Source organism: Pseudomonas lactucae (assembly GCF_016937615.1).
Lineage (GTDB): Bacteria > Pseudomonadota > Gammaproteobacteria > Pseudomonadales > Pseudomonadaceae > Aquipseudomonas > Aquipseudomonas lactucae.
On the sequence record NZ_JAFHKI010000103.1, the window covers coordinates 1 to 23,653 of the forward strand.

24 protein-coding genes and 1 pseudogene are annotated in these 23,653 nt (G+C 59.4%); 10 read left to right on the top strand and 15 right to left on the bottom strand.

Going from position 1 to position 23,653, the window contains the following annotated elements:
• Positions 1-304: 304 nt before the first annotated feature.
• On the bottom strand, positions 305-685 hold the full coding sequence (locus tag JWR98_RS19180) for a MerR family transcriptional regulator (protein WP_078734840.1): 381 nt from the start codon (positions 683-685) through the stop codon (positions 305-307).
• On the bottom strand, positions 624-1,268 hold the full coding sequence (locus JWR98_RS19185; RefSeq protein ID WP_205490935.1) for an NAD(P)H-dependent oxidoreductase: 645 nt from the start codon (positions 1,266-1,268) through the stop codon (positions 624-626). The genes JWR98_RS19180 and JWR98_RS19185 overlap by 62 nt, the downstream gene beginning before the upstream one ends.
• A gap of 201 nt (positions 1,269-1,469) precedes the next feature.
• Between JWR98_RS19185 and JWR98_RS19190 the strand changes: the two genes are divergently transcribed.
• The 9 genes and pseudogenes from JWR98_RS19190 to JWR98_RS19230 all read left to right on the top strand — a co-directional run bounded on the left by JWR98_RS19190 (position 1,470) and on the right by JWR98_RS19230 (position 8,828).
• The gene (locus tag JWR98_RS19190; protein ID WP_205490937.1) at positions 1,470-2,501 is read left to right on the top strand and encodes a PDDEXK nuclease domain-containing protein; all 1,032 of its coding nucleotides are present in this window, start codon (positions 1,470-1,472) and stop codon (positions 2,499-2,501) included.
• Positions 2,502-2,794: 293 nt separating this feature from the next.
• Positions 2,795-3,376, top strand: coding sequence for a YjfI family protein (locus tag JWR98_RS19195; protein WP_179119963.1), 582 nt, complete (start codon positions 2,795-2,797; stop codon positions 3,374-3,376).
• Between the two features lie 17 nt (positions 3,377-3,393).
• Positions 3,394-4,091 (top strand): annotated as a pseudogene (locus JWR98_RS19200) (PspA/IM30 family protein).
• Between the two features lie 64 nt (positions 4,092-4,155).
• On the top strand, positions 4,156-4,716 hold the full coding sequence (locus JWR98_RS19205) for a rhomboid family intramembrane serine protease (RefSeq protein ID WP_078734835.1): 561 nt from the start codon (positions 4,156-4,158) through the stop codon (positions 4,714-4,716).
• Positions 4,717-4,786: 70 nt separating this feature from the next.
• Positions 4,787-5,821, top strand: coding sequence for an ion channel (locus JWR98_RS19210; protein ID WP_078734834.1), 1,035 nt, complete (start codon positions 4,787-4,789; stop codon positions 5,819-5,821).
• Complete coding sequence (locus tag JWR98_RS19215) at positions 5,808-6,482, top strand: DUF2491 family protein (protein ID WP_205490939.1); 675 nt, start codon at positions 5,808-5,810, stop codon at positions 6,480-6,482. The genes JWR98_RS19210 and JWR98_RS19215 overlap by 14 nt, the downstream gene beginning before the upstream one ends.
• 15 nt (positions 6,483-6,497) lie before the next feature.
• Positions 6,498-6,926, top strand: coding sequence for a DUF350 domain-containing protein (locus tag JWR98_RS19220; protein WP_205490940.1), 429 nt, complete (start codon positions 6,498-6,500; stop codon positions 6,924-6,926).
• Positions 6,927-6,944: 18 nt separating this feature from the next.
• The gene (locus tag JWR98_RS19225; protein WP_078734832.1) at positions 6,945-7,658 is read left to right on the top strand and encodes a DUF1190 domain-containing protein; all 714 of its coding nucleotides are present in this window, start codon (positions 6,945-6,947) and stop codon (positions 7,656-7,658) included.
• Between the two features lie 12 nt (positions 7,659-7,670).
• The gene (locus tag JWR98_RS19230) at positions 7,671-8,828 is read left to right on the top strand and encodes a glutathionylspermidine synthase family protein (RefSeq protein ID WP_078734831.1); all 1,158 of its coding nucleotides are present in this window, start codon (positions 7,671-7,673) and stop codon (positions 8,826-8,828) included.
• Between the two features lie 126 nt (positions 8,829-8,954).
• Here JWR98_RS19230 and ycaC read toward each other — a convergent pair whose 3' ends face one another.
• The 4 genes from ycaC to JWR98_RS19250 all read right to left on the bottom strand — a co-directional run bounded on the left by ycaC (position 8,955) and on the right by JWR98_RS19250 (position 13,219).
• Positions 8,955-9,608 carry an isochorismate family cysteine hydrolase YcaC gene (gene ycaC / locus JWR98_RS19235; protein ID WP_205490942.1) on the bottom strand — a complete coding sequence of 218 codons (654 nt, stop codon included), beginning with the start codon at positions 9,606-9,608 and terminating at the stop codon, positions 8,955-8,957.
• 136 nt (positions 9,609-9,744) lie between these two features.
• On the bottom strand, positions 9,745-10,470 hold the full coding sequence (locus tag JWR98_RS19240) for a TetR/AcrR family transcriptional regulator C-terminal domain-containing protein (protein ID WP_078734829.1): 726 nt from the start codon (positions 10,468-10,470) through the stop codon (positions 9,745-9,747).
• A 72-nt stretch (positions 10,471-10,542) separates the two neighbouring features.
• A complete protein-coding gene (locus JWR98_RS19245) occupies positions 10,543-11,838 on the bottom strand; it encodes an aspartate aminotransferase family protein (RefSeq protein ID WP_078743633.1) in 1,296 nt (431 codons plus the stop codon).
• The gene (locus JWR98_RS19250; protein ID WP_078734828.1) at positions 11,822-13,219 is read right to left on the bottom strand and encodes an amino acid permease; all 1,398 of its coding nucleotides are present in this window, start codon (positions 13,217-13,219) and stop codon (positions 11,822-11,824) included. Before JWR98_RS19250 ends, JWR98_RS19245 begins: the two co-directional genes overlap by 17 nt.
• A 414-nt stretch (positions 13,220-13,633) precedes the next feature.
• On the opposite strand from JWR98_RS19250, the gene JWR98_RS19255 reads away from it, so the two are divergent.
• Positions 13,634-13,870 (top strand): DUF6124 family protein, encoded by a 237-nt coding sequence (locus tag JWR98_RS19255; RefSeq protein WP_205490944.1) that lies wholly within the window; start codon positions 13,634-13,636, stop codon positions 13,868-13,870.
• A gap of 259 nt (positions 13,871-14,129) precedes the next feature.
• On the opposite strand, the gene JWR98_RS19260 is transcribed toward JWR98_RS19255, so the two are convergent.
• The 9 genes from JWR98_RS19260 to exaC form a co-directional block, all read right to left on the bottom strand.
• Positions 14,130-14,906, bottom strand: coding sequence for a LexA family transcriptional regulator (locus JWR98_RS19260; protein ID WP_078734826.1), 777 nt, complete (start codon positions 14,904-14,906; stop codon positions 14,130-14,132).
• A gap of 212 nt (positions 14,907-15,118) precedes the next feature.
• Positions 15,119-15,646, bottom strand: a complete 528-nt coding sequence (gene ppa / locus JWR98_RS19265) for an inorganic diphosphatase (RefSeq protein ID WP_003176323.1) — start codon at positions 15,644-15,646, stop codon at positions 15,119-15,121.
• Positions 15,647-15,755: 109 nt separating this feature from the next.
• The gene (locus JWR98_RS19270) at positions 15,756-16,571 is read right to left on the bottom strand and encodes a M90 family metallopeptidase (RefSeq protein ID WP_078734825.1); all 816 of its coding nucleotides are present in this window, start codon (positions 16,569-16,571) and stop codon (positions 15,756-15,758) included.
• Between the two features lie 6 nt (positions 16,572-16,577).
• Positions 16,578-17,234 (bottom strand): DedA family protein, encoded by a 657-nt coding sequence (locus JWR98_RS19275; RefSeq protein ID WP_078734824.1) that lies wholly within the window; start codon positions 17,232-17,234, stop codon positions 16,578-16,580.
• Between the two features lie 255 nt (positions 17,235-17,489).
• Positions 17,490-17,948: a GNAT family N-acetyltransferase gene (locus JWR98_RS19280; RefSeq protein ID WP_003176320.1), complete on the bottom strand. Its 459-nt coding sequence runs from the start codon at positions 17,946-17,948 to the stop codon at positions 17,490-17,492.
• Between the two features lie 90 nt (positions 17,949-18,038).
• Complete coding sequence (gene eutC / locus JWR98_RS19285; protein ID WP_078734823.1) at positions 18,039-18,872, bottom strand: ethanolamine ammonia-lyase subunit EutC; 834 nt, start codon at positions 18,870-18,872, stop codon at positions 18,039-18,041.
• Positions 18,869-20,263: an ethanolamine ammonia-lyase subunit EutB gene (locus tag JWR98_RS19290; RefSeq protein WP_078734822.1), complete on the bottom strand. Its 1,395-nt coding sequence runs from the start codon at positions 20,261-20,263 to the stop codon at positions 18,869-18,871. Before JWR98_RS19290 ends, eutC begins: the two co-directional genes overlap by 4 nt.
• Before the next feature lie 53 nt (positions 20,264-20,316).
• Positions 20,317-21,750: an ethanolamine permease gene (gene eat / locus JWR98_RS19295; protein ID WP_078734821.1), complete on the bottom strand. Its 1,434-nt coding sequence runs from the start codon at positions 21,748-21,750 to the stop codon at positions 20,317-20,319.
• Positions 21,751-21,896: 146 nt separating this feature from the next.
• Positions 21,897-23,417: an acetaldehyde dehydrogenase ExaC gene (exaC, locus tag JWR98_RS19300; protein ID WP_003176316.1), complete on the bottom strand. Its 1,521-nt coding sequence runs from the start codon at positions 23,415-23,417 to the stop codon at positions 21,897-21,899.
• Positions 23,418-23,653 lie beyond the last annotated feature (236 nt).

A 23,653-nucleotide genomic window follows, 5' to 3' on the forward strand; every position in this document is an offset into this window, starting at 1 on the left:
CCCGCACCACCCGGTCCATGTCCAGCAACGACGGCATATCCGCGGCATGGCTCACCGAATCGAGCGCACGGGAATACCAGGCGCCCATCTGCTGGCGATACACCGCCAGGCCCTGATGAAAGCCATTCAGCTCATGTTCGATAGAGGCAATGTGGGCGGCGTGGGTCATCCGTGACGTCTCGGCAGGGGGCAAGGCGTCGGAGTCTGCCGCAGCAAAAAGCGGCTGGATGAACGGTTGGGAAAATCAGAATGGGCTTACGACAGCGGCGTAAAAGTCAGCGCCAACTCGCGCTGAAGGGCTACTTCAAATAACGACCAAGCTCATTGACGAGCATTGTCCCTGCGCCTCTTTCAACTGGCTTTCAAACGCTGTCAGCCCTGCGTGCATTTTCTGCAACTCGGTAATCTGCGCGGCCAGCTCGCGTTTTTTGCTGGCGATGGCGTGGTCTGCCCGGTCCCAGGGCAAGGTTTCTCGTGGGCTGTCGCGCAGAATCTCCTGCAACTCCTTGAGCTTGAACCCCAACTGCTGCGCGCACTTGATAAACATCAGCAGCTCAACGCTCTGCTCCGAATAGACCCGGTACTGGCCCTGACGCTGCGGCGCCGGCAGCAGGCCTATGGCCTCATAGTGACGAATCGCTTTGATGGTGGTGCCCGACCGTTGCGCGGCTTTGCCGATGTACATGAAAACTCCCTTTTCCAAATAGTGCGCCGGCTTGTTTGAGCCATCTGTCCCGTTGTGCCGGTGTAGAGCCGAGTACCGGCCCGAACAGCAGCGTCTTGATCGGCTTGATGCCACAAAACGCCAGCGTGGCCTTGCGCATCTGATGCACGCCCGGCATGTGCTGGAACCAGCGGTAATACCACGGCGGTGTGTCCAGGGTCACTAACAAATGCGCAGTCTTGCCGTGTAATAGCTTGTCAGGGAATGCCTTGCCCGCACGGTATTTGAAGGCAAAACCAGGTAGGAAAATACGGTCGATAAACCCCTTCATCAACGCTGGAATACCACCCCACCAGATCGGGAACACGAACGTCAGATGAGTAGCCCAGAGGATGTCGGATTGGGCGCTTTGCAGGTCGGCCTCCAATGGCTGGGTCTGTGTGTAACCGTCGTGCAGGACGGGGTCGAACACCCGATCGCCCAAGCGCAGTACACGGACTTCGTGGCCGGCGGTTTTTGCTGCGTGGGTATAGGTGTCGGCGAGGGCTGAACAGAGACTGGTGTTGGACGGGTGGCCGAGGACGACCAGGATGCGTTGGCTCATGTGAACAGCTCCTGAAATGAGATTCAGGGTAGGGGGTGCCGTATAGGGGAGAGTCAAGAGAGAGGATTGCAATACGTCGATTTGCAAAGGCCAGCAGGACCGTTCCGCAAGGTTTGAAGGGCGCTTCCTGAAGTATTCATAAGCACTTGTGACGGCACAGGTCTGTGCCTAGTCTGCCGAAAACCCAAACGTGAGACGGGCATGAGCAACGTATCTACCGGCGTGACCGCATCGCCTGAGGGCTACAGCGATTGGCTGACCGACCTCAAGGGCCGTATTCATACGGCGCAGCAACGCGCAACATTCGCCGTCAACCGCGAGTTGGTGCTGCTCTACTGGAAAATCGGACACGATATTTTGACCCGCCAAAGCGAGCAGGGTTGGGGTAGCAAGGTTATCGACCGGCTCGCTCAGGATTTGCGCGCGGCTTTTCCCCAAATGAAGGGGTTTTCGCCGCGTAATCTGAAGTACATGCGTGCATTTGCCGAGGCCTGGCCGGATTTGGAGTTTGTGCAACAAGCTGCTGCACAATTGCCCTGGGGTCACAGCGTGGTAATGCTCGACAAACTTCCGGGCCCTGAAACCCGCCGCTGGTACATCGCCCAGGCAATCGAACACAACTGGTCACGCAATACGCTGGTGATGCACATCGAAAATCGTCTGCTGGAGCGCAGCGGCAAGGCTGTCAGCAACTTTGAGAGCCATTTGCCAAAGCCGCAATCGGATCTCGCGCGCGAGTCGCTGAAAGATCCCTATCGTTTTGATTTCCTTGGCCTGGCCTTGGATGCGCAGGAGCGCGACATAGAAAACGCCCTGATCAAGCACGTGACCGACTTTTTGCTGGAACTGGGGGCAGGTTTCGCTTTCGTCGGCCAACAGGTACTACTGGACGTGGGTGGCGATGAGTTCTTCATTGACCTGTTGTTCTATCACGTGAAGCTGCGCTGTTACGTCGTGATCGAACTCAAAGCCGGAAAATTCAAGCCAGAGCACCTGGGCAAACTGAGTTTTTACCTCGCCGCCGTGGATGCCCAACTCAAACATCCCCAGGATGGCCCGACCATTGGACTCTTGTTGTGCAAGAGCAAGAATGAAGTAGTGGCCGAATATGCGCTGCGCGACAACAATCGGCCGATTGGCGTGGCGCACTATCAATTAAGGGAGGCGTTGCCGGCAGCGCTTCAAACCAGTTTGCCGAGCATCGAACAGATCGAGCGGGAGCTGGCGGGATAGGAAGAGCTCCACACACCTGCTTTGCAGCACAGGTCAGTCGCCGGGTTTGCTTCTGATGAGCCGTCAGCGCTGCATAACCCTTCATCCAACGTGCGTAGAAAAATCTCACGCGTGAGCTATTGAGCATAGCGAACATTACCTGTAGATTTTCTCACGCGTGAGTTTTTCACAACGAGGTCAGTACCATGAAAAGCAGCTCTCCATCGAGCCCGCCAGCAGGGCCCGAGACAGATTCACCAGGCCGTAAGGGAGAGCGCTTGAAACCGTCCGCGAAAAAGCCATCGAGCTTTTACATGAAGCAGATGCGCGCGGGCCTGGCGGCGGCCGGTTATGTGAAACACGAAACTTGGGTGCTTCCCGAAAACCGAAGCCTGCTCAAGCAAATGGAGAAACAGCTCCGTCAGCCGATTCTGGCGGGCTCATTCATATCGGAGAACTACATGAGCGCAGGTACCAACTGGAACATCGACCGCCTCTTCAGTGCGCTTCAGGCTCTGGACGAAGTGGTTGCCAACGACATTACGCTGTCTCTGGTTCAAGGTTCCGAATCCAGTATCAAGCTGGAGATGAACGATTTCGGAGGCTTGCCGATTTACATCGCAGTAGTGGGCGAGCAGATCATCGTCGATACCGTGCTGGTCGACATCGAGTCCATCACTGACGTAACGGCATTCAATGATGCCGTGCTGCGCAGCCGGGAAATGTTCCCGCTGTCCTCGATCGGTATCGAGTCCATGCCCAACGGACAGGTGGTCTACAACATGTTCGGCGCATTGAGCTCCGACTCCAGCCTGACCAACATCGTGACCGAGGTGAAAACCCTCGTCGATAACGTGCAGCGCGCCAGCGAAGCCTTCGAACGTTTCTTCAATTAAGTATTCGGGAGTATCCAATGACTCAATCCATCTGGAGCAAATTGTTCACCGCGCTGCGTGGCGGTGCCAGCGAAGTCGGCGAATCGATCGTCGACCAACAGGCCCTGCGTATCCTCGATCAGGAAATTCGCGATGCCGACACCGCGTTGGCCAACGCCAAGCGTGAGCTGGTCAGCATCATGGCCAAGCACAAACTGGCGGCTGATCGCGTCGGCGAGTACGACGCCAAGATCAAGGACCTGGAATCCAAGGCGATGGCCGCTATTCAGGCCAACCGTGAAGACCTGGCCCTGGAAGTGGCCGAAGCTATTTCTACCCTGACCAACGAGCGCGACGTCGAGCAGAAGCAGACCACCGAATTCGGTGGGTACGCCGACAGCATGCGCAAGGACATCACCAAGGCCGAAAGCCGGATTAAAAGCCTGCGCCAGCAAGTGGACATGGCCAAGGCCGCGAAAGCGTACAGAAGGCCCAGGTCAGTGCGTCCATCGCCAGTGGCGGTGCCAACGGCAAGCTGGAAACCGCTGTCGGTACGCTCAACCGCTTGCAGGCCAAGCAGCAGCAACGCGCCGCCGAACTGCAAGCCCAGGATGAGCTGGCTGAGGCCTCGACGGGGACCGACCTGGAGCGCAAATTGCGCGAGGCCGGCATCACGCCGAACGAAGGCAGCGCGAATGCGATTCTGGAACGCCTGAAGCAAAAGTCGGCCGAGTAAACGACGTCGCCGCGAGAAGGGCATCAGTTGCCCTTCTTTTTTATGTCGAGGTGTCGAGGTCGGGATGGGTGCCCTTAAGGGTTTCAAGATAATCGCAGGCTTGGCCCTGTTCATGGTCGCGCTGCAATTGCTCAATGCCGTGACCGGTTACAGCCTTATGGCGTTCGGACTGATCCCGAGAACGATGCACGGGTTGCCCGGCATCCTCACCTCACCGTTTTTGCACGCATCCTTTGCCCACCTGAGTGCGAACCTGATTGCCTTTTTGATACTGGGCACCCTGGTCATCATCGAAGGGGGCAAACGGTTTATGGCCGTCAGCGCGATCATTATTGTGCTGGGCGGCTCGCTGGTCTGGTTGTTCGGTTTCGCAGGTCTGCACATCGGTGCCAGCGGCTGGGTATTTGGGCTATGGGCCTACCTGTTGTCTCGCGCCTGGTTTCACCGCAGTTGGAGCAACCTGATAACGGCCAGTGTCGTGGCTTTATTGTACGGCGGCCTGGTCGTTGGCTTTCTGCCTCGCCAGGGCGTTTCCTTTGAAGGCCATCTTTTTGGTGCGTTCGCCGGATTTATTGCAGCCAAGGTACTTCTCTCGACGCCGCGCAGCAGGTTTAATGCCGGCTGAATGCGCGATAGCCTCCAGACGTAGAGGCGACGCCATGAGGGATCAAGTACCCCAGGGAGCCAGGGACGATATGTCGATTTTTCTTTTATTGCGCCTGTACGCATCGTCCCTCTTTCACCGATTCGGCTGGGCAGGCCTGGTCGTTGCCCTGGGAATACACCTGAGCACGGCCTATCTGGGCCTTGTATTGCTGGGCGAACAGCACCTCACCGCTGCGGCCACGTTCGTTTACTTCTATCTCACCACCACGCTTACCGTCGGCTACGGCGATCTTGCGCCGCAGACAGCGGCGGGGCGCGTTTTTGTGGCTACCTGGGTCATGCTCGGGGGCATTGCGCTGTTGACGGCAGCCATCGGCAAAACCACCAGCAGTGTTATCGATGCATGGAGAAAAGGCATGAAGGGCAAAGGCGATTTCACCGGCAAGGTTGGCCATACGGTGCTCATTGGCTGGGAAGGGGCGTGCAGCGAGCGGGTCATTGAATTGTTGCTTCAGGACGAAACCTCGAACGACAACCTGATCGTCATCTGCGACTGCACCCTCGAGGAAAACCCGATGCCGGGCAAGGCGGCGTTCATTCGTGGTGAAAGCCTGTCCTCTACGGCGTTCTTACTGCGTGCCGGGGTTCCGGGGGCCGAGCGTGTGCTGGTGCGTACCCCGTCCGACGATCTGACCCTGGCCACCGTACTGGCGGTGAATCAGTTGAGTCCTGTCGGGCATGTGGTCGCCCACTTCAATGAAAGTGAAATCGCCGCCCTCGCCAGCTCCTACGCGCCCCGCCTGGAATGCACCTCAAGCATGGCTATCGAGATGTTGGTACGCGCTTCCCAGGATCCGGGTTCGTCCGTCGTCATTAATGAGCTGCTGTGCGTAGGGCAAGGTGCCACTCAATACCTGATGAAATTGCCCGAGGCTTTTGAAGCCACGTTCGGCGATCTGTACACGCAGATGAAAGAGCACCACAACGCTACCCTTATCGGCTATCGCGCCAAAGGTGACCGGCAGCCCTCGATCAACCCGCCCAGTGCAACGCGCGTTGAAGGCGGCGAACTCTTCTATATCGCCTCCACCCGCCTCAAGGAAATTTCCAATGGGATGGCTTAAACAATTGATGGGGCTTGAAGCCCCAAACGCAAATACAGCGTCCAAAGGCACTGCCGGCGCCACCCTGCCAACCACGGGGCCGTTGGGCCTGGCACCGGGCAAAGGCGTGATGTTCGACGCGACCCTGAGATTGTTGCTCGACGAGAAAACCTCGGTGGTGATCCCCGGCTCCCAGGAGATCTGGAGTAACGGCACCGTTGACCTGGGGCAGTCGACCTGGCTGTCGCGCTACTACATGAACGACGAAGATTACTGGCTGCAGGTACACACTACAGGTGACATCGCCGGGCAGGTCGAGTCGGTGATCCTGTTCAACTACCTGAGTTACGTCACTATCAGCAGCGAAGCGGAACTGCGTCGGCTGGCGGGTCCACAAAGCCTGATCGGGTTGCCGACCTACACCCACAACGGCGTGGAATACGCCCGCGTATGGGGGAGCGAGGAGGGGCAGACAGAACTGGTGGCGATGAGCGAGCAAGTGATCAATCCAGAAGATTCCTACATCGTCGAACACCGTTCAATGCTGTACGCCCGCGATACAGGCCTGACCGACCGTCGAGAGTTTTTGCTGTTTTCCGTCGAAGAAGACACCGAAGGCACCGTCAGCCTGAGCACGTCGCTGGGCATTTCGCTGTACACAACCGACCTGAATGCGCTCTGAAAAAGGAAGTCGTCCATGCTAGAAGCTCTCTCCATCTCCCTGAACAAAGCGGCTGTGTTCGGGTTTGTCAGCTACCTCCTGGGGGCTGCCGTACTGTTCGCGCTGTTTCAGTTCGTCTACACCCGCCTCACACCGCACAAGGAATTCGAACTGATCCGTGCGGGCAACGTGTCGGCTGCGGTCGCCTTGGGCGGCGCCATCATCGGCTTCGCCATTCCAGCCAGCAACGTCATTGCCTACTCGATCAGCATCCTCGACTTCGTGGTTTGGGCATTGATTGCGGCCATCGTCCAACTGTTGGCGTTCCTGGTGACCAGCCTGGTGCTCAAAGGCACTTCTGCGCGCATCAAGAAAGGCGAGCTCGCCGCCGGCATCTACGTGGCCGCGGTGGCCTTCAGCGTCGGCATGCTGAATGCCGCGTGCATGACGCCTTCCCAGAACTGATTGCGCACGGAGCCCACGATGAAACGAAGCAAGTACGTCCAGCTTTCGCTGGCCGCGTCGGTCGCCATGGCGATATCCGGCTGCGGGCCGACGGAAAAAACCTACGATTTGCAAAAGAAGTACAACTTCCAGTCGGTCCAGCAATGTGCCGATGAAAAGCTGCCGGTGGACGTGTGCTCGGACGCCTATATGACGGCCATGGCCGAGCATCGCCGCATCGCCCCGGTGTACGCCAGCCAGGCCGATTGCGATGCCGACTTTGTCGCCGGCTGGTGCCAGCTGGACTCCAACGGCCAGTTCATCCCCAAGCTGGGCGGTTTCGAACTGACCGCCGAAGGCCAAGTGACACAGTCCCAGGTGGACGCTGCCCAAGCGCAAGTGCCTGGCTCGCAAGTGAGCAATGGCGGCTCAGGCTTCTCCACCAGCAGCCTGCTGACCGGCCTGCTGATCGGCAACATGCTCAGTAGCAATCGCAACAGCTACCGCTCCGAGCCGGTGTATCGCTACCGCGATGATCGCGGCGACTATGGCAACTCGACACTCAATCAGCGCGTCTCCAATGGGGCGACATTCGGCCGGTCCAACCAGGCCAGGTATGGCAGCAGCGATTACGCCAATACCCTGCGTTCCTCCAGCAAGTCGAGCGCCGTTGCCTCGGCCACCTCCCGTGGCGGCTTTGGCAGCAAGGCCAGCGCACGCAGTGGCTGGGGCGGCGGCGGGTCGAGCAGTTAAGGAGCCCGGGCCATGAAGAAGATCCATTGCGCAGAGCGTCATGACTGGAAACAGACCGCCGACAGCCTGGGCTTTCTGTTCCATACCATCGACGGCGAACCTTACTGGGACGAGCGCGCGTATTACCAGTTCACCCTCGAGCAAATCGAGCGCGACCTCGAAGACCCGACCACCGAGATCCATGACATGTGCATGGACCTCGTGGCCCGTGTGGTCCAGAGCGAGGCGCTGCTGGGGCGCCTGAGCATTCCCGCGCCGTTCTACGACATGATTCGCACCTCATGGCTCGAAGGCCACCCGCATCTGTATGGCCGCATGGATTTTTCCTATAACGGCACCGGGCCGGCCAAATTGCTGGAGCTCAACTACGACACGCCAACCAGCCTGTATGAGGCGGCGGCGTTTCAATGGGGCTGGCTGGAGCAGTGCATCGAACGCGGCTTGCTGCCCAGGCACGCCGACCAATTCAACAGCATCGACACCAAACTGCATCAGGCTTTCGCTCAATTGCAGCTCAACCAGCCGTTCTACTTTGCTTCGATGAAAGACTCGATCGAAGACAAAGGCACCACGGATTACCTGCGCCTGGTCGCGGAGAAAGTCGGCATCGAATCACGTCACATCGATATCGAAGACATCGGCCTGACCAGCGAAGGCCGTTTCGTCGACCTGCAGGATCGCTGGATTCCTCACCTGTTCAAACTGCACGCTTGGGAGTTTATCTTCCACGAACCCTTTGGTACCGCGATTGCTCAGAGTGACACGCAGTTTTTCGAGCCTGCGTGGAAGTCCATTCTTTCCAACAAAGGCATCCTGCCTCTGTTGTGGGAGTTCAACAAAGGCCACCCCAACCTGCTCGCGGCCCACCTGGATACCGAGCCAGGCCGAGCCGTGCCAAAGGGCTGGGTGCGCAAGCCGTTCTTCTCGCGCGAAGGCGCCAACATCGAACTGCAAACCGCCGATGGTCTGATCGTCAAAGAAGACGGCCCCTACACCGATGCGCCTTTCATCCTTCAGGAATTTGCACCGTTGCCGAAATTTGGCGACAGCTACACGCTGATCGGGTCTTGGGTGATTGGTGATCAGGCGGCGGGGATTGGTGTGCGGGAGGACAACAGTTTGATCACCAAGGATTCGAGCCGGTTTCTGCCGCATTTGATCCTGGATTGACGGGACGTGATTTTGAGCGTTCCCCTGGCGTAGCAGCTGTCGAGCCCTGGCGAGGCTGCGTCGACGGCGTGTCAGACACACCGCCCACGCAGCCTCGCCAGGGCTCGACAGCTGCTACGTATTACCCTATTGAAGGGATGTCGTTACCTTAGCCTTGACGGCAGTCAGCGCCGAGTAGCTGTTCATCAAATTGCGATAGTTAGGAATCCGCTGGGACAACAAATTCCCCAGCCCTTCGATGTCGTTGCGCCAGTCGCGGTGCAGCTCACAGGCCACCGAGAACCAGTTCATCATCTGCGCGCCGGCCTGTGTCATGCGGCTCCAGGCTGCTTGCTGCACCGTGGTGTTGAAGGTGCCGGACGCATCGGTCACGACAAACACATCGAACCCTTCCGCCAGCGCCGACAAGGTCGGGAACGCTACGCACACATCCGTGACCACACCGGCAATGATGATCTGCTTGCGGCCGGTGGCCTTGATCGCCTTGACGAAGTCTTCGTTGTCCCAGGCGTTGATCTGACCGGGGCGGGCGATGTACGGCGCGTCCGGGAACATCGCTTTGAGCTCCGGTACGATCGGGCCGTTGGGGCCTTGCTCGAAGCTGGTGGTGAGGATGGTCGGCAGGTCGAAGAACTTGGCCAGGTCGGCCAGGGCCAGCACGTTGTTCTTGAACTCGTTGGGCGAGAAGTCCTGCACCAGGGAGATCAGGCCGGTCTGGTGGTCGACCAGCAGAACAATGGCGTCGTCTTTGTTCAAGCGGTTGTAGGTTGCAGTGCTCATGGTTGAATCCTTTTTGTTTAAGTGGGTTTGGGCGTTGCGTTCAACATGGGCACAGATTAATGGGTGGCGATGCGTTGATAAATTGGCTGTTGCGTGTCTTACCGTCAACTCAAAGGAGACAATGCGGGCGGGGGCATCACCGGGGGGCGAGGGTTTCCAGGCCGCACAGGACTGTGTCGACATAGAACGCAAAACTCTCATCCAGCGCCGCGTCTACGCCGTTTTGCCAGCGCAGGCTGAAACCGCGATTGCTTAACCGGTGCATGTTTTGCGCGAGGGTGGGGTGTTGTTCGGCGTCGACCGATTGCAGGCTTTGCTGCACCTGATCCTGCCACGTGTGGGTGTTATCCGGCAGCGGCGCGAACTCCAGCGTGGTGAAACCGGCGAGAGCGGCGATAAAGGTGTTGTACGCCCCAACCAAGGCCGGACCGCTGAAACCGGCCTGTTGCAAGGCGGCCAATACGCCCTCCACCAGCGTGAAGTCGGTACGGCTGTTGGACACCAATTGCGCCCCGAGCAATGGCGCAATATTCGGGTGTCGACGCACGGCGTCATGGCAGTTGAGCATCGCCGCACGCAGGTAATCCTGCCAGCGTGCCTGGGGCGGCGGCGCCACAGACGCCAGGACTTTGGCCAGCACTTCGCTCAACAACAGCTCGCGTGAAGAGACATACCAATAGATAGCCGTGGGGTACACGCCGAGTTGATTGGCGAGGTGACGCAGGCTGCATTTGTCCAGGCCGTCGCGGTCGATCAAGGCCAGCGCGGCGGCGATGATTGTGTCCTTGTTCAGCACACCTTGTGACGCTTCGCCCACGGTCTTTTTACGCCGGCCCCGTGGGTTTGCGGTTTTGCTGGTCATGGGTTTTGTTCCGTTGAGCGACGGCGCAAGAATAGTCGCTCACCGACGCGCTGTCGCTCAAGCGGACGCCGGTCAATCGCTGCGCAACAGGCCGCCATAGCGCTCGACAAAGCGATGGGTTGCCGTGATCAGCCGGATCAATTCCTGCTCCGTCAACGGCACGCTCAACGCTAACAAGCCGCGCCGGGCGCTGTAGATCCCACATTCGAGCAGGTGAAAAAAGAACAGGTCCCGTAGGTGGTTTCGATCCGTTGGACTGTCCGACGGGCGCCGGATCGGCGCGGCCGTGGGGTGCAGGTTCATCACCGACCCTTGCCCGCTGAAGTGCATCGGCAGGCGCGCCAGCACCGCATTGAGCTGCGCGCGCAACCAATCGCCCCGCGCGTTCAATGCCGCCGCTGCGTCACGGGTGTACACCTGCTCCAACCCGGCGATGCCGGCGGCCATGGTCAATACATTGTTGTTGAAGGTACCCGCGTGGGACAGGCACCCACCGCGGGGGGCGAACTGGGCCATGATGTCCCGGCGCCCGCCAAGAATGCCACACGGCATGCCGCCGCCCAGGTATTTACCGAGGGTGATCAAGTCGGGGGTGACGCCAAGTTTTTCCTGTAAGCCGCCAGCGCCCAGGCGCGAGGTCATCACCTCATCGAAAATCAACAGCGTGCCGTGGGCCTGGCTCATCTCCCGCAGACCTTCCAAAAAGCCTTCTTCGGCGCAGATACAGCCGCTCGCACCGAGCATCGGCTCCACCAGGATGGCCGCGAACTCACCGGGATGCCTTGCCAGTAATTGCTCGACGTCGCTCAAATCGTTGTAGTCGGCGAGGTGCAGACGATGCGGCACATTCATCGGCGTGTGCGGCCCGGCAAAACTCAACACGCCACCGTGATAGCCGCCGTTGAACGCAAGAATGGCGTCGCGTCCGGTGTAGGCCTTTGCCGCGGCCAATGCGAGCAGATTCGCCTCGGTACCGGAGTTGGTGAAACGTACCTGCTCGATACATGCGAAGCGCTCCACGATCAACGTGGCCAGCCGCGCCTCCAGCTCCGTGTGGGCGCTCAGGTTCAGCCCGTTGGCCATCGCGGTGGTCAGCGCATGGGTGATCACCGGGTGAGAGTGGCCGTACAGCGCCGCCGTGTATTCGGCCAGGAAATCGACATAACGATGCCCGTCCAGGTCATCCAGGAAGCAACCGATCCCCCCCGACATCACCAACGGAAACGGCTCGTAGAACAGTACCGAACGCGTATTACCGCCGGGCATCACCCGCGCGGCCCAGCTCAATTGATGGGCACTGTTCGGGTTGGCCTGGATATAACGTTCGATGCAGCGCTCCAGCGCGAGCTTTTCAGGCGTTCCAGACATCGTTCACCTCCTTGGTCGCAAGAGGCTTGGGATACGCCAGCAACAACAGTGCAAACCACGCCGACGCTACATAAAAGGCTTCACGGGTTTCCGGATCGCGGATCACCAACACGGTCAGCACCCCAAGAAAACCCAGTACCAGCACACTGCTCACCCTGGCCCAAGGCAAGCGATACGCCACCTCGGGCGTCTCACCCCGTCGTACCTTGCGCCGGTAAGCCATATGCGCCGCGATGATCACCGTCCACACCCAGATCAACAGCCCCAGAATCCCGGTGATCAGCAGGCTGAAAATGCGCTCCGGTATCCAATAATTGAGCAACACCCCCACCAGCAACACGGTGGTCGACACCATCAGGCAACGCACTGGCACCTGGCGTGTGCTCAATACCTGCAACCGTCGCGGCGCCTGCTGCAGATGCGACAGCGCAAACAACATGCGGCTGGTCGCGAACAGCCCGGTATTGCACGATGAGGCCAGCGCACTGATCACCACAAAGTTGATAAATCCCGCCGCGACGCCCAGGCCGATACTGTCGAACACCATCACGAACGGGCTTTGTGCCGTATCGATCTGGTTCCACGGGTACAACGCCATGATCACCGCAATCGACCCAAGATAAAAAATCGCCATGCGCCAGATGAGGCTATTGATCGCCCGTGGCAAGGTGCGCTGCGGCTCGGCCGTTTCTGCGGCCACCAAACCAATCACCTCCACCCCGGCAAAGGTGAACGCGGCAACCGGCACCGCATACCAGAAACCACTCCAGCCATTCGGAAAAAAACCGCCATGGCGCCACAGATTGGCCAGCGAAGGTGTGGCCTGCGCCGAGGTCTCCAGCCCGAATAACAAAATCACCAGCCCCGCGCCGATCAGCCCGACAATCGTCAACACCTTGATCAACGCCAGCCAGAACTCCACTTCGCCAAACGTCTTTACCGCAAACAGATTGATCACCGTCAACACCCCGACCGTAACCAGCGCGGGGATCCACTGCGGTAACTCAGGGAACCAATACTTCATCAACACCCCGATCCCGGTGACCTCCAGCACGCCCACCAGAATCCAGATCAGCCAATACGACCACCCCGTGACAAACGCCACGCGCGGCCCCAGAAATTCCTGCGCATAAGTCGCAAACGAACCGCTGCCGGGTCGATACAACGACAGCTCCCCCAACGCCCGCGCAATCAAATAAATCATCCCGCCACACAACGCATACGCCAGCAACAACGCCGGCCCCGCCGTGGCAATCGCCTTGCCCGAGCCCAAAAACAGACCAGCCCCGATAATGCCGCCGATCGCAATCAACATGACATGCCGCTCCTTGAGCGAACGCGCCAGGCCGTGGTTGGAAGAGTGAAGCGGTGTAGTCGCCATCAGCATTCCCCTGGCTGCGGTGGGCAGCGGTGGTAGAGGGTGAACCGGCTTGAGGGTGGTTTTATTGTACGGTGTGCAATAAGCAGGTTTTGGGCCAAAAAATGCTGGGCGATGGGGAATGGGTGGGGCAGAGGGGTTTGTAGGATGTTTCGTTGGGACGGTTCTGGGGACGGGGAGGAGAGACAGTGTCACCGCGGGATACGGGTGGGTGGGGGTAACACAGAGATAGTTCGGACGTGATTTTCAAAGGCTAGCAGGTCGGATCCCTTTCATTTGCAGGACGTTTCCGAGAGCCTTTTAGTCGCTTGCACCGGCGGAATGGGATGACTAGGCTGCGGTACATTGCTGACCATTCAGTGATCGGGTTTAGTCGCCCGGATTCGATTGGTACACACTTTTAATTGGAGTTGTGCCATGGAAAATGTTACTTCAGATTTGTCGTCTTCTAGTGCTCTCAATCCATTTACCGTCAATGAAGAACTGAGCTTCGAAGATGCCTGGGTGCGAGTTGCTGAGTTGCTGCAATGCGCAGTGGCGACATCGCAAATGCTCGGTGAGCCGGTGCCTGCGCCGCAGAGGGCGGTGATGCATTTGGTGGAGATGGCGAAGATGGTGGCGGATCGGGCTGTGGAGTGTTTGCAGGTGGAGTAACACGAGGGCAAAGGCGGGTAGCGCAATATGCTGCCCGCTGAAATCGTGCAGGCATTAAAAAGCCGGCTTGTGGCCGGCTTCTCGCTGACTGCTTCAGCTTGTTTTTGACAAACCTCAGCAGCCTTCAAATCGCTCAGCCCACGTCGTGTCGGGCTGAATAGTAGGGGCATCCGCGGGAACTCCTCCGCTTCGCCGGGCAGGGTGGATAGCGTTGCGCCGCCCCCTGCCAAATGTGCGGCGCATCATACCCACATTCACTTCAGTTGCCCACCTCCGGATCCGTTTTAGAGCCTTCCCAGCCCAGCAGGTGTTCATCCAGCGGGACGGGTGGGCGGCGGTTGTTGAGGGTGGACCACCAGAAGACCCAGCCCACGATCTGGAAGTTTTGCTCGAAGCGTTGTTCGTGGGTGAGGTACTCGTCGGGGTGTTCGCCGGCGTTGTGGCTGCGCATGCGCAGGCCGCCGCCGGGGCGGTTGTAGAGGTATTTGATGCGCAGCATGCCGTCGTGTTCGACGGCGTAGATTTCACCGTCGATGATTTGCGTGCGGCCTCGGTCGATGGCCAGGGTGGCGCCTTGTTGGATGATGTCGATCATGCTGTTGTCGACCATGTAGGCGCCTACCGCGCGGTCGGGGTTGACGCTGAGGGTCTGGAGCGTGTGCAGCGAGATGCGGATGCGTTCGGTTGAGGTGAACGTGGGGTGGAGGGGGATCTCCACGTCGAGTTTTTCCGGGGAGCAGGCGGGGCCCGTGAGGTATTTACCGCGTCCTTCGCGAGTGCTGGCGAGTCCTCTTCGAGTGTCCGGGCCTTCCAGCAGGAAGTTGGCCGGTGGGTGTTTAGGGCCTTCGCCGGTGCGCAGCCAGCGACTGGACACGCACAACAGTTCTGCGAACTCGTTGAGTCGGCCCATGGGCACGCCGCGCTTGAACCAGTTGTTCACGTGTTGAGGCGTGACGCCGCGGTTCTTGGCAAAGTCGGAGGCGGAAAGATGTACTTCCCGTAATAGCGCTTTTAAACGATCACCTGATTTATTCATAAACGCGAGTTTACTGGCCGGAAAAACAAAGCAAATAAACCATGCGTTGAATTAGGCGTGTAGGTTTTTGCTTAGTTGTGGCCTATATTTTCAGTTTTTCATTGTTATTAAACATAAGTGGTTGCCGGTTGAACTTGATGTTTAATCTTGCCCATAAAAAAGCCCCGAATAATCGGGGCTTTTTTACATTGCCAGGCAATGAGTAGCGGGTATCAGCCTTTGTAGGCCGCGACCGACTTCATGATCTCGGCGCGGGCGGCGTCTGCGTTGCCCCAACCGTCGATCTTCACCCATTTGCCTTTTTCGAGGTCTTTGTAGTTCTCGAAGAAATGCTTGATCTGTTCCAGCAGCAGCGGCGGCAGATCGGTGTATTCCTTCACGTCCACGTACAGCTGGGACAGCTTGTCGTGTGGGACTGCGATAACTTTGGCATCGCCGCCGCCGTCGTCGGTCATGTTCAGGATGCCGACCGGACGCGCGCGAATTACCGAGCCTGGGGTCACCGGGTAAGGGGTGACGACCAGCACGTCGAGGGGATCACCGTCGTCAGCCAGGGTGTTGGGGATGAAACCGTAGTTGGCCGGATAGAACATCGGGGTGGCCATGAAACGGTCAACGAACAGGCAGTCGCTGTCTTTGTCGATTTCGTATTTGATCGGCGCGTGGTTGGCCGGAATCTCGATGGCGACGTAGATGTCGTTCGGCAGGTCTTTGCCAGCCGGAATCTTGCTGTAGCTCATTGGGCGTTGCCCCCGTTAATTGGCCAAGAAACTTGGCCGGATTGGCCTAAAAGTGGCGGCGATTATAGGCATATTCCGTTGCCGATGCCATGCGCCAGACGTCGTACGGTCATTCGTCTTGTGGCTGATAACGCGGATCGCGCGCTTGCAGGTGGATCAGGCGGGTCAGGGGATCCTGGCGGTAAAAGCGGCTGAGCTGGGCGTACACCTGTGGATAACTGTCGACCAGCAGATCCGGGGCACTGAAGAAATATTCGCTGGTGACGGCAAAGAATTCCGCCGGGTTTTCCGCGGCGTAGGGGTCTATGACCGTGTCTACGTCGGGGTCGGCGTCGAGCTGGCGGTTGAGATCGTCATAAGCGCTCTGCATCACACTGGCCCACTCTTGCACGCGCATGTCGTTGTGCAGCGGCGGCAGGCCATTGGCGTCGCCGTTGAGCATGTCGAGCTTGTGCGCCAGTTCGTGGATCACCAGGTTGTAGCCTTCCCATTGGCCGCTGGCGAGCACGCCGGGCCAGGCCAGGATCACCGGGCCTTGTTGCCAGGCTTCGCCGCTGTGTTCGCCGTCCCACTCGTGTTCCACACCGCTGGCGTCGCGATGGCGTTGCGGGCTCAGAAAGTCGTCGGGATACAGCACGATTTCGTGGAAGCCCTGGTACCAGTCGAGGTCGCCGAGGTTCATCAAGGGCAGTTGCGCCTGGGCGGCGAGCAGCAGGCGGTGTTCCTGGTGCAGTTCGACGCCGGGCAGGGCGGTGAGGTGTTTTTCGTCGAGGAACACCACGCAGGCTTCACGCAGCCATTGGTCCTGCTCGGTGCTGATGCCATCGAGGAAGGTCAGGTGGTGGCGCACCCGCTGCCAGGTGTCATCGGCAATCGGGTGCTTGGCCAGCAGGCGCCGGCGACGCCAGGCGCTGAGGGACCACATCGCGGTTTACTGCGACTTGGCTTCGGACGATGCGCGGCCAAAGCGGCTGCGGACCACGCCAATAATCATCGGCACCAGCGACAGCAGGATGATGAACACCACCAGCAACGACAGGTTTTTCTTGATAAAGGGCACGTTGCCGAAGAAGTAGCCCAGGGTCACCAGGCCACCCACCCAAAGAACGGTGCCCAGCACGCTGAAGCCGAAGAAGCGCGCGTAGGGCATTCTCGCGATGCCGGCGACGAACGGCGCAAAGGTGCGCAGGATCGGCAGGAAGCGCGCCAGGGTCACGGTTTTGCCGCCGTGTTTGTCGTAGAAGTCGTGGGTTTTTTGCAGGTAGTCGCGACGGAAGATTTTCGAGTTCGGGTTGCTGAACAAGCGTTCTCCCGCCGTTCGCCCGATCACGTAGTTGGTGCTGTCGCCGAGGATGGCGGCGAGCATCAATAGGCCACCCAGCAACACCGGGTCCATGCCGCCACCTGCGGCTACGGCGCCGGCGATAAACAGCAAGGAGTCACCCGGCAGGAAGGGCATGACCACCAGGCCGGTTTCGCAAAAGATCACCAGAAACAGAATGGCGTAGATCCACGGACCGTAATTGGTTACCAGCAGGTCGAGGTAAACATCGAGATGCAGGATAAGGTCAAGCGGGTTGAAATCCATTGGTGGCACCTGTGTGAACGGCCCTGCTCTGCAGGCCTGTGCGGAAGCTCGGGTAATAAGGCTACACCTGTATGCCGTATTTCTTACAACCCTGAAAGGGCCGCATTATACGGATTGAATGGTGAAAAGCGTGTTGGTTTTGTAGCGGGGAATGTCGTGGTGCGCGACTTGGGAACCGCTGAAGACTCAACTGTGGGAGGGAGCACGTCGCACCGCCCCTCCCACAGGGGATCTGTGTTGTTTGGTCTGTCGAACTTAATCCTCGCTGATCGGCAAGGTGTAGTTCTTGAACTCCGTGTCCTCGCGAAACCCGATCGACTCATACGTCTTCTGCGCCACTTCATTGTCGCTGCTGGTCGATACCCGCAGCCGCACCGCGTGGGTCTCCTTGGCCATTTTCTTCGCCGTGCGCATCAGGTTGTCCGCCACCAGTTGCCGGCGTGCGTCTTCGGCCACGTAGATATCGTTAAGAATCCACACCCGCTTGAGCGAGAGCGACGAAAAGCTCGGGTACAGCTGACAAAACCCAAGCACCTTTTTGTCGTCATCGTCGGCCAGGGCCAGGTAGATCACCGACTCCTTGCGGCGCAGGCGCTTCTCCAGGAAGGCGCGCGATGAGTCCGGGAAGGGCAGGGCCCCGTAGAATTCGCGGTATTTGACGAACAACGGGGTCAGCAGGTCCAGGTGTTCCAGGGTCGCTTGAGTGATCCGCATGCCAGGCCTCAACTTCCAATGGGTATGACCACACGCGCGGCCGTAACTTGATGCTGCCTAAAGACACCCAAAAGCGCAATCGTGCCGGGATCAGTCGGTGGGTGGGCTGAGCAGGAAGTTGCCCTTCATCAGGTCCGGGTCGTTGGACTCGATGGTCTGCACCTGCGCCTCGTCCTTGAGATTGACCCCCGACAGCTGCCGGCGGCACGCCTCTTTCATCAAGTACAGCAAACGATGGGCCGCCATGCCATAGCTCAAGCCTTCCTGACGTACATTGGAAATGCAGTTGCGGTAGGCATCGGTGAGGCCGACCTTGGGGTTGTAGGTGAAATACAAGCCCAGGCTGTCCGGCGAGCTGAGCCCTGGGCGTTCACCGATCAGGATCACCACCATTCTGGCGCCGAGCAATTGTCCGATCTCATCGGCCACGGCCACGCGACCCTGCTCCACCAGAATCACCGGCGACAGCGACCAGCCCTCGGCGTGGGTCTGTTCTTCCATGCGTGTCAGAAACGCGAGCGTATGTTTATGCACCGCCAGCGCTGATAAGCCATCGGCCACTACCACCGCCAGGTCCACGCCGCCAGGGTTGGCCGCCGTATGCGCGCGCAGCGCCTGGGCCGATTCGTCGCTTAAACGTCGGCCCAGGTCCGGGCGTTGCAGGTAGCTGTGCCGATCCGTCGCGGCGCTGTGCAGCAACAGGCTGTCACGTCCACGTTCGGCCAATTGACGGCTGAGGCCCGCATGATCGAAGGGCAAGTGCACCGCATCCCGCGCCTGGGCGTGGGCGAACTGGAAGTCCAGTTGCGCGCTGGTGGGGATGCTGGTACCGGTGCGGCCCAGGGCAATACGCGCCGGGGTCAGGCGGCGCAATTGCAGCCACGGATTGTCAGGCAAGTCTGGTTGCACGGTAGGCTCCTTCATCCCAATTGCGCCAATGCGTGGCGAAACGCCGGTGGCAGGCTGTTGCCGAAACGTACCTTGCCATCGGCCTGCGTGAAGATGCCCATTTTCGCCAGCCACTGCTCAAACTCCGGCGCCGGTTTTAACCCCAGGGTTTGGCGAGCGTACAAGGCGTCGTGGAACGAAGTGGTCTGGTAGTTGAGCATGATGTCATCGGAGCCTGGGATGCCCATGATGAAGTTGATCCCGGCCACGCCGAGCAGGGTCAGCAGGGTGTCCATGTCGTCCTGGTCGGCTTCGGCGTGGTTGGTGTAGCAGATGTCACAGCCCATCGGCACGCCCAGCAACTTGCCGCAGAAATGGTCTTCGAGACCGGCGCGGATGATCTGCTTGCCGTTGTAGAGGTATTCGGGGCCGATAAACCCGACCACCGTGTTCACCAGGAACGGCTTGAAGTGCCGTGCCACCGCATAGGCGCGGGTTTCGCAGGTTTGTTGGTCGACGCCAAAGTGCGCGTTGGCCGACAAGGCGCTGCCCTGGCCGGTTTCGAAATACATCAGGTTTTGGCCCAGGGCGCCGCGGTTCAGGCTCAAGCCCGCGTCGTAGCCTTCCTGCAACACACTCAGGCTGATGCCGAAACTGGCGTTGGCCGCCTCGGTGCCGGCAATCGACTGGAACACCAGGTCCAGCGGTACGCCACGGTTGATCGCCTCAATGGAGGTGGTCACGTGGGTCAGCACGCAGGCCTGGGTGGGGATTTCATAGCGCTGGATGATGGCGTCGAGCATCTCCAGCATGGCGCAGATCGAGGCGATGCTGTCAGTGGCCGGGTTGATGCCGATCATGGCGTCGCCGTTGCCATACAGCAGACCGTCGAGGATGCTCGCGGCGATGCCGGCCGGTTCGTCCGTCGGGTGGTTGGGTTGCAGGCGCGTCGACAGGCGCCCGCGTAAGCCCATGGTGCCGCGAAACTGCGTGACCACGCGGATCTTCTGCGCCACCAATACCAGGTCCTGCACACGCATGATCTTGGAGACGGCGGCGGCCATTTCCGGTGTCAGGCCGGGCGCCAAGGCTCGCAGGGAATGTTCATCGGCCGCATCGCTCAGCAGCCAGTCGCGCAACCCGCCGACGGTGAGGTGGCTGACCGGAGTAAACGCCTGTTTATCGTGGGTGTCGATGATCAGTCGGGTGACTTCATCGCTTTCATAAGGAATCAGCGCTTCTTGCAAAAAGTGCTTGAGCGGGATATTCGCCAGCGCCATCTGCGCGGCGACCCGTTCGCCGTCGTTCTGTGCCGCCACGCCGGCCAGAAAATCTCCGGAGCGTGCCGGGCTGGCCTTGGCCATCACGTCCTTGAGGCTGTCGAAGCGGTAGGTTTGTGTACCGACCGCGTGGGAAAAGCTTGCCATACAGTGTCTCCTTGGCGACGCGGGCAAGGCGCCCGCGCCGAGGTTTACGGCAGTCAGTGCAAGGCGGCCTCTGCGGCCTGGATCGCCGCGAATTCCTCTTCGGGCGTGCCTGCTACCAAGTGATGCCGGCTGTAGAAAGCAAAGTAAGCAATTAATACTCCATAGATGATCGCAGCGCCAATCACCACCCGAGGATCCACCAGAAAGCCCGCCACCACGGCGACGCAGGCCAGTACCAGCGCCACGCCGGAAGTGAAGATGCCACCCGGTGTGCGGTAAGGACGTTCCATTTTGGGGCGGCGGATGCGCAAGGTGATGTGCGCGGCCATCATCAGCACGTAGGAAATGGTCGCGCCAAACACGGCTACCAGGATCAGTAAATCACCCTGGCCGGTCAGCGACAGGCCAAAACCGATGATGCCGGGGATCACCAGCGCGAGTACCGGCGCCTTGCTCTTGTTGGTCTGCGACAGCTTGCGCGGCAGGTAGCCGGCGCGGGACAGGGCGAAAATCTGCCGTGAATAGGCGTAGATAATCGAGAAAAAGCTCGCAATCAGCCCCGCCAGGCCGACCAGGTTGACGAAGCTGCCCATCCACGTCGAGCCACCGTACGACAGTGCCAGCGCTTCCACCAATGGGTTACCGGATTTGATCAGTGCATAAGTCCCCGCGCCGCCTGGTGCGATCACCAGAATCAACAGGGCAAAACTGGTCAGCACCACAATGGCGCCGATCAAGCCGCGAGGCAGGTCGCGCTTGGGGTTCTTGGTTTCTTCGGCCGCCAGTGGCACGCCCTCGACCGCCAGGAAAAACCAGATCGCATAAGGGATTGCGGCCCACACGCCAACGTAGCCGAAGGGCAGGAAGGTGCTGGCGCCCTTGGCTTCGGTCACTGGGATGTCCAGCAGGTTGGCGACGTTGAAGTGCGGCACCATCGCCACCAGGAACACACCCAGCGCAATCGCGGCGATGGCGGTGATCACAAACATCAGCTTCAAGGCTTCACCGACGCCAAAGATATGGATGCCGATGAAGATGATGTAGAACGCCAGGTAGATCATCCAGCCGCCAATGCCGAACAACGACTCGCAATACGCGCCGATAAACACCGCAATGGCGGCAGGGGCGATGGCGTATTCGATCAGGATCGCGGTGCCGGTGAGGAACCCGCCCCAGGGCCCGAAGGCGCTGCGGGCAAAACCGTAGCCGCCGCCGGCGGTGGGAATCATCGAAGACAGTTCGGCGAGGGAAAAACACATGCACAGGTACATGGTGGCCATCAGCAAGGTAGCGAGGAACATCCCGCCCCAGCCGCCCTGGGCCAGGCCGAAGTTCCAGCCGGCGTAGTCGCCGGAGATCACGTAGGCAACGCCAAGGCCGACCAATAACACCCAGCCGGCGGCGCCTTTTTTAAGTTCGCGTTGTTGGAAGTAGTCGGTGTCGACTTTTTCGAAGTCGACGGAAGAGCCAGTGGGTTCGCTAGGCATAGGGAAGTACCTTTCATTGTTATTGTTTTTAACTCGGCATCTTTGTGCCGGATGCACATCGCAAGTACTTATGGGGATTTAAATGTGGAAGGAGGCTTGCCCCTCCCACAGTTGATTGCATTTCAAACGTGGGAGGGGAAGGTTGGTTAGAAGAAGCCCAACGGATTAATGTCGTAGCTCACCAGCAAGTTTTTAGTCTGCTGGTAATGATCCAACATCATCTTGTGTGTTTCACGGCCCACGCCGGACTTCTTGTAACCGCCAAACGCGGCATGCGCCGGGTACAGGTGGTAGCAGTTGGTCCACACGCGCCCGGCCTTGATCGCCCGGCCCATGCGGTAGGCGCGGTTGATATCGCGGGTCCATACGCCGGCGCCCAGGCCGAACTCGGTGTCGTTGGCAATCGCCAGGGCTTCGGCTTCGTCCTTGAAGGTGGTGATGCTGACCACCGGGCCGAAGATTTCTTCCTGGAACACGCGCATGTCGTTGGTGCCCTTGAGCAGGGTCGGCTGGATGTAATAGCCCCCAGCCATGTCGCCGCTGAGCTGCTCGACCTTGCCGCCGGTGAGCAGTTGCGCACCTTCGCCCTTGGCGATTTCCAGGTAGGACAGGATTTTGTCGAACTGCTGCTCGGACGCCTGGGCGCCGACCATGGTGTCGGTGTCCAGCGGGTCGCCGCGCTTGATCTGTTCGATTTTCTTCATCACCACTTTCATGAAATCGTCGTAGATCGATTCTTCAACCAGCGCACGGGATGGGCAGGTGCACACCTCGCCCTGGTTGAAGAACGCCAGCACCAGGCCTTCCGCCGCTTTTTCGATGAACGACGGCTCGGCTTTCATGATGTCGGCGAAGAAGATGTTCGGCGACTTGCCGCCCAGTTCGACGGTGGACGGAATAATGTTCTCGGCCGCCGCGTGCATGATGTGCGAGCCCACCGGGGTAGAGCCGGTGAAGGCGATCTTGGCGATGCGCTTGCTGGTGGCCAGGGCTTCGCCAGCTTCTTTGCCGAAACCATGCACTACGTTCAGCACGCCTGGTGGCAGCAGGTCGCCGATCACTTCCATCAGCACGTTGATGCCCAGCGGCGTTTGCTCGGCGGGCTTGAGCACCACGCAGTTGCCCGCGGCCAGCGCCGGGGCGAGTTTCCAGGCGGCCATCAGCAGGGGGAAGTTCCACGGGATGATCTGGCCGACCACGCCCAAGGGTTCGTGGAAATGATAGGAGGCGGTGTGTTCATTGATTTCGGCGCTGGTGCCTTCCTGGGCGCGGATGCAACCGGCGAAATAACGGAAGTGGTCGGCAGCCAACGGGATATCGGCGTTAAGGGTTTCGCGCACGGCCTTGCCGTTGTCCCAGGTTTCGGTGATGGCCAGCAGTTCGAGGTTCTGTTCGATACGATCGGCGATTTTCAGCAGCACCAGCGAGCGGTCCTGCGCCGAGGTCTTGCCCCAGGCGTCAGCGGCGGCGTGGGCGGCGTCCAGCGCCTTGTCGATGTCTTTGGCAGTGGAGCGCGGGAATTCGGCGATAGGCTTGCCGTTGACCGGCGAAGTGTTGGTGAAATAGTTGCCGTCGACCGGCGCAACAAATTCGCCACCAATGAAGTTGCCGTACTTGGCCTTGAACGAAACGATCGCGCCTTCAGTACCGGGGTGTGCGTAACGCATGGTGGGTATCTCCTGGCTTTTATGTTTATTGGAGTGCAGCGCTCAAGCGCTTGATAAAGCGTAGAGCAAAGGTCGGGCCAGCGCCTTGCAGGCAGGTAAATCAAGGGGTTGGAGATTGTTGCGACGCATGACTGTCACGCTCCCGGGACAGGTGAAGTGACAATCTGTGCCATAAACGGTACAGCCTGTGACCGGTGGGTCGGGCCGGGATTGCATTGGTGCAAAGCCTGGGGGAT

Coding starts and splice junctions, on each gene's coding strand:
- JWR98_RS19180 (WP_078734840.1), bottom strand. CDS start 685: ATGTACATCGGCAAAGCCGCGCAACGGTCGGGCACCACCATCAAAGCG.
- JWR98_RS19185 (WP_205490935.1), bottom strand. CDS start 1,268: ATGAGCCAACGCATCCTGGTCGTCCTCGGCCACCCGTCCAACACCAGT.
- JWR98_RS19190 (WP_205490937.1), top strand. CDS start 1,470: ATGAGCAACGTATCTACCGGCGTGACCGCATCGCCTGAGGGCTACAGC.
- JWR98_RS19195 (WP_179119963.1), top strand. CDS start 2,795: ATGAAGCAGATGCGCGCGGGCCTGGCGGCGGCCGGTTATGTGAAACAC.
- JWR98_RS19205 (WP_078734835.1), top strand. CDS start 4,156: ATGGGTGCCCTTAAGGGTTTCAAGATAATCGCAGGCTTGGCCCTGTTC.
- JWR98_RS19210 (WP_078734834.1), top strand. CDS start 4,787: ATGTCGATTTTTCTTTTATTGCGCCTGTACGCATCGTCCCTCTTTCAC.
- JWR98_RS19215 (WP_205490939.1), top strand. CDS start 5,808: ATGGGATGGCTTAAACAATTGATGGGGCTTGAAGCCCCAAACGCAAAT.
- JWR98_RS19220 (WP_205490940.1), top strand. CDS start 6,498: ATGCTAGAAGCTCTCTCCATCTCCCTGAACAAAGCGGCTGTGTTCGGG.
- JWR98_RS19225 (WP_078734832.1), top strand. CDS start 6,945: ATGAAACGAAGCAAGTACGTCCAGCTTTCGCTGGCCGCGTCGGTCGCC.
- JWR98_RS19230 (WP_078734831.1), top strand. CDS start 7,671: ATGAAGAAGATCCATTGCGCAGAGCGTCATGACTGGAAACAGACCGCC.
- ycaC (WP_205490942.1), bottom strand. CDS start 9,608: ATGAGCACTGCAACCTACAACCGCTTGAACAAAGACGACGCCATTGTT.
- JWR98_RS19240 (WP_078734829.1), bottom strand. CDS start 10,470: ATGACCAGCAAAACCGCAAACCCACGGGGCCGGCGTAAAAAGACCGTG.
- JWR98_RS19245 (WP_078743633.1), bottom strand. CDS start 11,838: ATGTCTGGAACGCCTGAAAAGCTCGCGCTGGAGCGCTGCATCGAACGT.
- JWR98_RS19250 (WP_078734828.1), bottom strand. CDS start 13,219: ATGGCGACTACACCGCTTCACTCTTCCAACCACGGCCTGGCGCGTTCG.
- JWR98_RS19255 (WP_205490944.1), top strand. CDS start 13,634: ATGGAAAATGTTACTTCAGATTTGTCGTCTTCTAGTGCTCTCAATCCA.
- JWR98_RS19260 (WP_078734826.1), bottom strand. CDS start 14,906: ATGAATAAATCAGGTGATCGTTTAAAAGCGCTATTACGGGAAGTACAT.
- ppa (WP_003176323.1), bottom strand. CDS start 15,646: ATGAGCTACAGCAAGATTCCGGCTGGCAAAGACCTGCCGAACGACATC.
- JWR98_RS19270 (WP_078734825.1), bottom strand. CDS start 16,571: ATGTGGTCCCTCAGCGCCTGGCGTCGCCGGCGCCTGCTGGCCAAGCAC.
- JWR98_RS19275 (WP_078734824.1), bottom strand. CDS start 17,234: ATGGATTTCAACCCGCTTGACCTTATCCTGCATCTCGATGTTTACCTC.
- JWR98_RS19280 (WP_003176320.1), bottom strand. CDS start 17,948: ATGCGGATCACTCAAGCGACCCTGGAACACCTGGACCTGCTGACCCCG.
- eutC (WP_078734823.1), bottom strand. CDS start 18,872: ATGAAGGAGCCTACCGTGCAACCAGACTTGCCTGACAATCCGTGGCTG.
- JWR98_RS19290 (WP_078734822.1), bottom strand. CDS start 20,263: ATGGCAAGCTTTTCCCACGCGGTCGGTACACAAACCTACCGCTTCGAC.
- eat (WP_078734821.1), bottom strand. CDS start 21,750: ATGCCTAGCGAACCCACTGGCTCTTCCGTCGACTTCGAAAAAGTCGAC.
- exaC (WP_003176316.1), bottom strand. CDS start 23,417: ATGCGTTACGCACACCCCGGTACTGAAGGCGCGATCGTTTCGTTCAAG.